This window comes from Variovorax sp. GW823-FHT02B07, from assembly GCF_058797695.1.
Genome location: NZ_JBXAJX010000001.1, coordinates 1,451,191 through 1,460,535 on the forward strand (window position 1 = coordinate 1,451,191; position 9,345 = coordinate 1,460,535).

The window sequence follows — 9,345 nt, forward strand, 5'->3', positions numbered from 1 at the left end:
TCTGAATGAACTGTTCAGGCTCTCTTCAGGCACGCTGCCTACATTGGCGGCATGTCTGTTTCGCGTCTCGACTCCGCGCTGCTGGCGCGTGCTCCCAGCCGGTCTGAATCCCGCCCCGCGCCGCTGTCGGATGCGGGCGCCGCCGGCACTTTCTGGCAACGCATCGACCGCTGGATCTCGCAGCCCCGCTCGACGCGGCAGGTGATCGTCTGGCTCAGCCTGTACCTCGGCCTCACCGCCAACTGGCCGCTGCTGAACGACCTGGCCCGCCTGGGCGGCGCGCCCAGCACCTACATGCCGACCATCGCCGCGCTGGGCATGCTCACCTTCTGCGGCACCGTGGCGATGCTGTCGCTCACGGCCTGGTCGCGCTGGATGAAGCCGCTGTGGCTGCTCGTGGTCGTGATCGCCGCGGTGGCGCAGCACTACATGCTCCAGTACCGCGTGGTGATGGACCCGAGCATGATCGCCAACGCGTTCCAGACCGACCCCAACGAAGCGCGCGACCTGTTGAGCGGGCGCATGGCCTTCAACGTGCTCGTGGTCGTGCTGCCCGCGGCCTGGGCGATCTGGCGCGTGCGCATCGTGTCGATGGGGCTGCTGTCGCACGTCTGGCGCAACGCACTGCTGCTGGTGCTGGCCGCCGTCGTGGCGGTGGTCACGGCCGTGGCCATGAACCGGCAGCTCGCGCCGCTGATGCGCAACAACGTGCACCTGCGCTACATGATGAACCCGATCGCCAGCCTGTACTCGGCCGGCGCCGTGGTGCTCAAGCCGATGTTCAAGCGCAGCAGCAAGCTGATCCCGATCACCGCAGGCACGGCGCTGGGCGCGAGCTATGCGGCGCAGAAGCGCCCGCCGCTGTTCGTCGTGGTGGTGGGCGAAACCGCGCGGTCCGACCACTTCGGCTTGAACGGCTACGCCCGCGACACCACGCCCGAGCTCGCCAAGCGCAACGTGCTGAGCTACCGCGAGGTGCGCTCGTGCGGCACCAACACGCTGGCCTCGGTGCCCTGCATGTTCTCGCCCCTGGGCAAGAGCGGCTACGAGTCGCGCAAGGACGAGTACGAGAACCTCATGGACGTGCTGCAGGCCTCGGGCCTGGCCGTGTTCTGGCTCGACAACCAGGCCGGCTGCAAGGGCGTGTGCGCGCGCATCCCGAACGCCTCGGCCTTCGACGGGCTCGATGCGGCCACCAAGAAGGCCCTGTGCGACGGCGAGGAGTGCCTCGACAACGTGATGCTCAAGGGGCTGGACGAACGCATCGCCGCGCTGCCCGCCGAGCGCCGCGCCAAGGGCGTCGTGCTCGTCATGCACCAGATGGGCAGCCACGGCCCGGCCTACTACAAGCGCTCGGCGCCCGAGCTGAAGCGCTTCACGCCCGAGTGCAAGACCAACGCGCTGGCCGAGTGCGCGCATGCCGAGCTGATGAACGTCTACGACAACTCGATCGCGCAGACCGACCACTTCCTCGGCCAGACCATCGACTGGCTCCAGACCCAATCGAAGCAGTACGACACGGCGCTGCTGTACATGAGCGACCACGGCGAGTCGCTGGGCGAATACGGGCTGTTCCTGCACGGCGTGCCCTACAGCTTCGCGCCCGATGCGCAAAAGCACGTGCCCATGGTCACCTGGTTCGGCGACGGCATGAGCGAGCGCCGCAAGCTCTCGCGCTCGTGCATGGAGGCGGGCCTGGACGCGCCGCTCACGCACGACAACCTCTATCACACGGTGCTGGGCCTCATGGACGTGACCACGCCCACCTACAAGCCCGCGCTCGACGCGCTGGCCTCGTGCCGCGGCAAGGCCTGAGCGCGCCCGCAGCTTCGGCTTCTTACTTCTTTTCGCGCGGCAGCCGGCCCATCAGGAAGAACTCCGGGTTCGGCTGCATGCCGCTGAAGCTGGCCAGGCGGTTGCTCAAGCCGAAGAAGGCGGTGATGGCCGCGATGTCCCAGATGTCCTCGTCGTCGAAGCCGTGCGCGTGCAGCGGCCCGAAGTCGCGGTCGTCGATCTCGTGCGAGCGTTCGCAGACCTTCATCGCAAAGTCGAGCATCGCGCGCTGGCGCTGCGTGATGTCGGCCTTGCGGTAATTCACCGCCACCTGGTCGGCCACCAGCGGTTTCTTCTCGTAGATGCGCAGCAACGCGCCGTGCGCCACCACGCAGTACAGGCATTGATTGACCGCGCTGGTGGCGGTGACGATCATCTCGCGGTCGCCCTTGGTGAGCGAGCCTTCTTCCTTGAGCATCAGCGCGTCGTGGTACGCGAAGAAGGCCCGCCACTCGGCGGGGCGGCGCGCAAGGCCGAGGAACACGTTGGGCACGAAGCCGGCCTTTTCCTGCACGGCGAGGATCGCGGTGCGGATGTCGTCGGGCAGGTCTTTCAGTTCGGCGAGGGGGTAGCGGGGGGCGTTCATCTGCTTGTCTCCTGGGGATCGGTCCCGGGATCATAGGCAACGGCGTCCGGGCTTGCAGCCAGCACCGCCAGGTCGCTCTCATCCTTGAGCCCCACACCGCTCAACCCCCGGCGCAGCGACTCGCGCACCAGCCACGCGAGCTTGAAGGCGGCCTGCGCGTACGACAGCCCCTCGGGCCGCACGTTCGAGATGCAGTTGCGTTCGGCGTCGTGCCGGCCGCGGCGTGGCGAATGGGTCAGGTAGATGCCGAGGCTGTCGGGCGAGCTCAGGCCCGGGCGTTCACCGATCAGCATGACCGACAGCGCTGCGCCGACCGCTTCGCCCAGCTCGTCGGCCAGCGCCACGCGCGCCTGCGTGGCGATGAACACGGGCGACACGCGCGTGCCGGGCGGCAACTGCGGGCGCAGCGCGGCGAGCAGCGGCACGGCGTGGCGGGCGACGGCGAGTGAGGAGAGGCCGTCACCGATCACGAGGCAGACGTCGCAGCCGCCCGCGGGCCGGCCGTCGCGCAGGCGTGCGGCGTCTTCGGCATCGAGCTGGCGGCCCAGGTCGGGGCGGCGCAGGTAGGTGGTGCGGTCGGGGGCGCGGCTGCGCACACGGTTCACGTGCCATTGGTCGGCGCGCAGCGCGGCGTCGAGCGCGTCGACATCGAGCGCCGCATGGATCGCGTCGCGTGCCATCGCGTGGGCCCAGCCGAAGCGCAGCGTTTCGTCGGTGGGCATGCCGGCACCGGCGCGGCCGAGTGCGAGCCGTGCGGGCGTGGCGGCGCGCCATTGCGCCCAGGGGTTGGGGGTGACGGGCGAATCGCTCATGGCGCCAGCGCGGAGAGCCCGCCCATGTCGCTCAACAGCCGGTTGGCCGTGGGCGGTGCGAGCCGCCCGGTGGTGTCGGTGATCTGCATGCGTTGCAGCCAGGCCTCGAACTCGGGCGCGCGCTTCAGACCCAGCGTCTCGCGCAGGAAGAGGGCGTCGTGGAACGAGGTGCTCTGGTAGTTGAGCATCACGTCGTCGGCGCCCGGGATGCCCATGATGAAGTTGATGCCCGCCGTGCCCAGCAGCACGAGCAGCGTGTCCATGTCGTCCTGGTCGGCTTCGGCGTGGTTGGTGTAGCAGATGTCGCAGCCGATCGGCAGGCCCATCAGCTTGCCGCTGAAGTGGTCTTCGAGCCCGGCGCGGATGATCTGCTTGCCGTCGTACAGGTACTCGGGGCCGATGAAGCCGACCACGGTGTTGATGAGCAGCGGCCGGTAGCGCCGCGCCAGCGCATAGGCGCGCACCTCGCAGGTCTGCTGGTCGACGCCGAAATGGGCGTTGGCCGAGAGCGCACTGCCCTGGCCGGTCTCGAAGTACATGAGGTTGTTGCCGACGGTGCCGCGCGCGAGCGACTGCGCCGCGGCGTGGGCCTCGTCGAGCAGCGCGGGCGTCACGCCGAACGAGAGGTTCGCTTTCTCGGTGCCGGCGATCGACTGGAACACGAGGTCCACCGGCGCGCCGGCCTCGGCGAGCTTCAGCGTGTTGGTCACGTGCGTGAGCACGCAGCTTTGCGTGGGGATCTCGAAACGCTGGATCACCTCGTCGAGCATGTGCAGCAGGCGCCCGAGCACCGGCAGGCTGTCGGACACGGGGTTGATGCCGATCACCGCGTCGCCCGCGCCGTAGAGCAGGCCGTCGAGCGTGGAGGCGGCCACGCCGCGCAGGTCGTCGGTGGGGTGGTTGGGCTGCAGGCGCACGGCCAGGTGGCCGGGCAGGCCGATGGTGTCGCGAAAGCGCGTGACGACGTGGCACTTCTTCGCGACCGCGACCAGGTCCTGGTTGCGCATGAGCTTGGACACGGCCGCCACCATCTCGGGCGTGAGGCCTGGTGCGAGCGCGGCGAGTGCCTCTGTGGTGGCCTGTTCCGACAGCAGCCAGTTGCGGAAGTCGCCGACCGTGAGGTGTGCCACCGGCGCGAAGGCCTGCGCGTCGTGCGTGTCGATGATGAGCCGCGTGATGTTGTCCTGCTCGTAGGGAATCAGCGCCTCGGTGAGGAACTGCTTGAGCGGCGTGTCGGCCAGCACGTGGCGCGCCGCCATGCGCTGCTGCGCGGTGGCAGCGCCGAGGCCCGCGAGGTAGTCGCCCGAGCGCGCGGGGCTGGCGCAGGCGAGCACCTGCCGCAGATCGTCGAAGGCGAAGCCCTGGCCGGCAATGGTGGTGCGATAGCGCATCTTTGTTTGTCAGGGCGTGGAAGACAGCATCGCGTCCGGCGCGGCGGCATCGCGCTGCGCCGAGGTGAGCAGGAAGTAGCCGTAGGCGGCCGCCATCAGCACGAGGAACAGCACCGTGAGCATCGGGTTGAACCAGACCATCGCGCCCAGGCACACCAGCCCGAGCCCGAGCGCGACGGCCGGGAACACGGGGTAGAAGGGCGCGCGGTAGGTGCGCAGCAGGTCGGGCTCGGTGCGCCGCAGCTTGAACAGCGCGGCCATCGAGATCAGGTACATCACGATCGCGCCGAGCACGGCCATAGTCACGATGTTGGCCGTGAGCGTCTGTCCGCCGAACTGCACCCACTCGTCGCTGAAGATGGCGGCGATGCCCACCACGCCGCCGGCCAGCAAGGCGCGGTGCGGCGTGTCGAAGCGCGGGCTCAGGCCGGCGAAGTAGGCCGGCAGGTAGCCGGCGCGCGCGAGCGCGAAGATCTGGCGCGAGTAGCCCATGAGGATGCCGTGGAACGAGGCGACCAGGCCGAACAGGCCGATCCACACCAGCATGTGCAGCCAGCCGCTGTTGGCCCCCACCACCGCCTTCATCGCCTGTGGCAGCGGGTCGTTGATGTTCGCGAGCTGGCGCCAGTCGCCCACGCCGCCCGCGAAGATCATCACGCCGAACGCCAGCAGCACCAGCGTGACGATGCCGGTGGTGTAGGCCAGCGGAATCGTGCGGTGCGGATCGCGCGCCTCTTCGGCCGCCATGGCCGCGCCCTCGATGGCCAGGAAGAACCAGATCGCGAACGGGATCGACGCGAAGATGCCCGACACCGCCGCGCCGTTCAGCACATTGCCGCCGGCCCATCCGTTGGCCACGAAGTTCGCCATCGACCAGCCCGGCGCGACCACGCCCATGAACACCAGCAGCTCGAAGATCGCGAGCACCGTGACGAACAGCTCGAACGCGGCCGCGATGCCGATGCCGATCCAGTTCAGCCCGATGAAGACCACGTAGGCCCCCACCGCGAACCACTTCGGGTTGATGCCCGGGAACTGCACGTTGAGGTAGGCGCCGATGGCCAGCGCGATGGCTGGCGGCGCGAAGACGAATTCGATCAGCGTCGCGAAGCCCGCCACGAAACCGCCGCGCGGCCCGAAGGCGCGCCGCGCATAGGCGAAGGGGCCGCCCGCGTGCGGGATGGCGGTCGAGAGCTCGGTGAAGCTGAAGATGAAGGTCGTGTACATCGTCGCCACCAGCACCGTGGCGACCAGGAAGCCGAGCGTGCCGGCCGTGTTCCAGCCGTAGCTCCAACCAAAGTACTCACCCGAGATGACGAGGCCGACCGCGATGCCCCACAACTGGACGGGACCGAGGACTTTCTTGAGATGACCGGTGCCGGCGACGGGGGCCGGCGGAGCGTCGTTGGAGCGCATGGGGGCTTCCTCTCTGGGCGGATGGTGACAGTGCACCCCTCCCAAAGCAAGGGCCGTTCCATCGGATACATCGGCGTACAGGCGGCTTCACCGGGGCTGTCCATAATCGGCAGCTTTTCAACCACCGAGGTGTTTCGTGAAGTCATTTGTCTGTGCCGCGCTCGTGTCCGTCCTTGCCATTCCCGCAGCCTTTGCGCAGTCCGCGGCGGTCACCACGCCCAGCGGCCTGATCTACCAGTCGCTCAAGGAAGGCACTGGCGCATCGCCCGCCGCCACCGACGTGGTCAAGGTGCACTACCGCGGCACCTTCCCCGACAGCGGCAAGGAGTTCGACAGCTCGTACAAGCGCGGCGAACCCACCGAGTTCCCGCTCAACGGCGTGATCCCGTGCTGGACCGAAGGCGTGCAGAAGATGAAGCCGGGCGGCAAGGCCAAGCTGACCTGCCCGGCGTCGATTGCTTACGGTGCGCGCGGTGCGGGCAACGGCCTGATTCCGCCGAATGCGACGCTGAATTTCGAAGTCGAGCTGGTGTCGGTCACGAAGCGATAGCGGCCGGGGCCGGTCAGGACCGGCCTGGGCAATGAGCGACGCGTGCAGTCCGTCACGCTGCTCGCCACGCAATAGTTGCCCGATTCTTTCCCCCTGTTTTTGCGCGCATGGGCCTCCCACAATCCGCGGCCTGACCCCTGATCCACAGGAGCGGGTTCTGGGAGGAACACATGTCCGCATTCAGTGCAGCGCCAACGCGCACGCTCGACATCAACAGCACCGCCATTCCGGTGTTTCTGGGGCGTCCGGCGCTCGAGCCGGTTCGTTTGTATGGGCGCGAAGGCGTCAACCGCCTGTTCGAGTACGAGCTGCTGCTCATGAGCCCCGACGCACTCAACCTGGGCGCGAGCGAGGCTGCCGATCTCGGCCGCGATGCGCAGGGAGTTGCCCAACATGGCTAAGCAGGAAAAGAAAAAGCCAGGATCGGTGGCTGGAACCATCCTGTGGGTGGTTCTTGCGCTCCTCGTCGTGCTTTGCGGGCTCTATTGGGCGTTCGTGTGTTTCGTCATGTGCGGTCGGATAGGTTGAGGGCACCATGAGCGCCAAACAAATCATCGAGGACCACGACAAGTGGCGAAAAGGCGCAGGCGGTGCGCCAGCGGGTCTTTCTGGCCAGAGCGACGGCAATGCCTACGCTGGCTTGGACCTGAACTTGATCACCTTCTCGTCCAGCGCCTTCAGCGGCAGCAGCTTCACATCGACCACTTTTCAGGACGCCGTCTGGACCGCATGCCAGTTCAGCGGTTGCTCCTTCAGCCAGTGCGACATGGAGCGCATCGCGATCAGCGGATGCACCTTCATCGACTGTACTTTCAGTGCGTCGCAGCTCAAGGCCAGCACGCTCAGTGATTGCACCTTCACTCGATGCAACTGGACCGAACTGAACTTCGATGCGAGCCATTGGTCAGGTCTGAAGTTGCTCGAGTGCAGAGGCACGCAAGTGAGTGCGACCAACCTGCAGGGCGAGCAGGTCGACTTCACGGGCAGTCAGTTCGAAGACATGCAGCTGACCAACGCGCGCATTAACTGAGGCTGCAGGATGCAGCCGCTCCCGCTCACCCCGGCTGGTACTGGTACAGCCAGGTCTCCGTCAACGTCTGATCCCCGTTCTTCAGATACAGCCGCATGTCTACTGGCTCCGTGCCCTCGGGCGTGAAGTCGAACTGCGCACGCCAGTGGCCCGGCACGCCGTTCGGCACGGCTTCGGCGAAGACGTAGGAGAACTTGCCGCGCGGCGCGGTGAGCACCAGTTCGGGTTTCACGCCGAAGGGCACCGTGGTGAGCGGCTGCCCGATGAACTCCACCATGAACTTGCGCACGCCCTGCGGGCGCGGCTGGCCCGGTTGGCCACCGCGGCCGATGCGGGTGGCGACGCAGCGCGCGAGCGGTGACGGAAAGGGCTCCTGGTCGGTCCAGTGCAGCCGGTACTGCAGGCTGTAGCTCGCGCCGGCTTTTGCATCGGCCTTGGGCACCCAGAAGGCGACGGTGTTGTCGTGGATCTCGTCGTCGGTCGGGATCTCGATGAGCTGGACCGAGCCTTCGCCCCAGTCGCCCAACGGTTCGATCCACAGGCTCGGGCGCCTCTCGTAGTTGACGCCGTCCTGGTAGTGATCGAAGTTGCGGTCGCGCTGCAACAGGCCGAAGCCGCGCGGCCGGGTGTCGGCGAACGCGGAGGCGCGGGTCTGCGTGGGGTTGTTGAGTGGGCGCCAGATGCGTTCGCCCGCGCCGTTCCAGATCGCGAGGCCGTCGGAGTCGTGCACCTCGGGGCGCCAGTCGATGGCGGTGGGTTTGATGGTCTCCGAGTACCAGTACATCGACGTGAGCGGCACCAGGCCCAGGCGCGACACGTCGCGGCGCAGGAAAACGCGCGCGTCGATGTCCATGATCACGGCCTTGCCGCGCTGCATGACGAACTTGAACACGCCCGTGACGCTCGGCCCCTCGAGCAGCGCGTAGACGGTCATCGAGGTGGTGTTGCCCGCAGCGGGTGTCTCGAAATAGAAGCGCGTGAAGTTCGGGAACTCCTCGGGCTTGTCGGGCACCGCGACGTCGAGCGCGATGCCGCGCGCCGACAGGCCGTACTGGTAGAGCTCGCCGATGGCGCGGAAGTACGAGGCGCCGAGAAAGGCGACCCAGTCGTTCTTCTGCCAGTCGAGCTTGCCCTGGTCGCCCAGGCGACTTTCCTGCAGGCGAAAGCCCGCGAAGCCCGCGCCCTCGGGCAGGGCGCGCGCGGGGCTGTCGGCGGGCATCGAGAAGTACGTGGGGCTGTAGAGCACCTCGCGCGCAAAGCTGTCGCCGCCGGCGGTCTCCAGCACGTGCATGCGCACCGGGGTCTGGAAGAAGCGGCCGAGGTGGAAGAACGTGACCGGAAAGGCGCCGGGCCCGTCGCGGAAGAGGGCGTTGGCGGGGTCGAAGCGGATCTTGCCGTGCGCGTCGTAGTCGATGCGCTCCAGCACCTGCGGCGCCAGCGGCGCGGCGGCGGTGTAGGGGCGGGCCGCGAGGCGCTTGGCCTGCGCGACGAGCGCATCGAAGGAGAAGGGCGCTGGCTGGCTCAGTTGCAGGCCGTTGGCGGCCAGCGCCTCTTCGGGCAGTCCCAGGGCGGCGAGTGCGGCGGCGGCACTGCCGGCGGCGAGGAAGGATCGGCGATCAAGCATGGGTTCTTGAGGGGCGGCGAAAGCCTTTGGAGGAGAAGGGAAAAGAGAAGCGTCGGGGAGACGGGGGAAAACAACGCCAAGCATGCCCCGGACCACAGGGTAC

9 protein-coding genes are annotated in these 9,345 nt (G+C 67.8%); 4 read left to right on the forward strand and 5 right to left on the reverse strand.

Going from position 1 to position 9,345, the window contains the following annotated elements:
• Window positions 1-51: 51 nt before the first annotated feature.
• Complete coding sequence (locus AC1RGU_RS06850; RefSeq protein WP_492695583.1) at window positions 52-1,815, forward strand: phosphoethanolamine transferase; 1,764 nt, start codon at window positions 52-54, stop codon at window positions 1,813-1,815.
• Between the two features lie 22 nt (window positions 1,816-1,837).
• Here the strand turns inward: AC1RGU_RS06850 and AC1RGU_RS06855 are convergent, their stop codons facing one another.
• Genes AC1RGU_RS06855 through eat form a run of 4 tightly spaced genes read right to left on the reverse strand, consistent with a single transcriptional unit; the run spans window position 1,838 to window position 6,038 of the window.
• Window positions 1,838-2,419 (reverse strand): peroxidase-related enzyme, encoded by a 582-nt coding sequence (locus AC1RGU_RS06855; RefSeq protein WP_062474448.1) that lies wholly within the window; start codon window positions 2,417-2,419, stop codon window positions 1,838-1,840.
• Window positions 2,416-3,231 (reverse strand): ethanolamine ammonia-lyase subunit EutC, encoded by an 816-nt coding sequence (eutC, locus tag AC1RGU_RS06860; RefSeq protein ID WP_492695585.1) that lies wholly within the window; start codon window positions 3,229-3,231, stop codon window positions 2,416-2,418. The genes AC1RGU_RS06855 and eutC overlap by 4 nt, the downstream gene beginning before the upstream one ends.
• Window positions 3,228-4,622 (reverse strand): ethanolamine ammonia-lyase subunit EutB, encoded by a 1,395-nt coding sequence (locus tag AC1RGU_RS06865; protein ID WP_492695587.1) that lies wholly within the window; start codon window positions 4,620-4,622, stop codon window positions 3,228-3,230. The genes eutC and AC1RGU_RS06865 overlap by 4 nt, the downstream gene beginning before the upstream one ends.
• A 9-nt stretch (window positions 4,623-4,631) precedes the next feature.
• Entirely contained in the window at window positions 4,632-6,038 is a 1,407-nt protein-coding gene (gene eat / locus AC1RGU_RS06870; protein ID WP_492695589.1) for an ethanolamine permease, read from the reverse strand.
• A gap of 136 nt (window positions 6,039-6,174) precedes the next feature.
• Between eat and AC1RGU_RS06875 the strand changes: the two genes are divergently transcribed.
• The 3 genes from AC1RGU_RS06875 to AC1RGU_RS06885 all read left to right on the forward strand — a co-directional run bounded on the left by AC1RGU_RS06875 (window position 6,175) and on the right by AC1RGU_RS06885 (window position 7,618).
• Window positions 6,175-6,588 carry an FKBP-type peptidyl-prolyl cis-trans isomerase gene (locus AC1RGU_RS06875; RefSeq protein ID WP_307694011.1) on the forward strand — a complete coding sequence of 138 codons (414 nt, stop codon included), beginning with the start codon at window positions 6,175-6,177 and terminating at the stop codon, window positions 6,586-6,588.
• Window positions 6,589-6,758: 170 nt separating this feature from the next.
• Window positions 6,759-6,989: a hypothetical protein gene (locus tag AC1RGU_RS06880; protein WP_492695591.1), complete on the forward strand. Its 231-nt coding sequence runs from the start codon at window positions 6,759-6,761 to the stop codon at window positions 6,987-6,989.
• Between the two features lie 134 nt (window positions 6,990-7,123).
• Window positions 7,124-7,618 (forward strand): pentapeptide repeat-containing protein, encoded by a 495-nt coding sequence (locus AC1RGU_RS06885; RefSeq protein WP_492695593.1) that lies wholly within the window; start codon window positions 7,124-7,126, stop codon window positions 7,616-7,618.
• 25 nt (window positions 7,619-7,643) lie between these two features.
• Here the strand turns inward: AC1RGU_RS06885 and AC1RGU_RS06890 are convergent, their stop codons facing one another.
• Window positions 7,644-9,242 (reverse strand): OpgD/OpgG family glucan biosynthesis protein, encoded by a 1,599-nt coding sequence (locus AC1RGU_RS06890; protein WP_492695595.1) that lies wholly within the window; start codon window positions 9,240-9,242, stop codon window positions 7,644-7,646.
• Window positions 9,243-9,345: the final 103 nt, after the last annotated feature.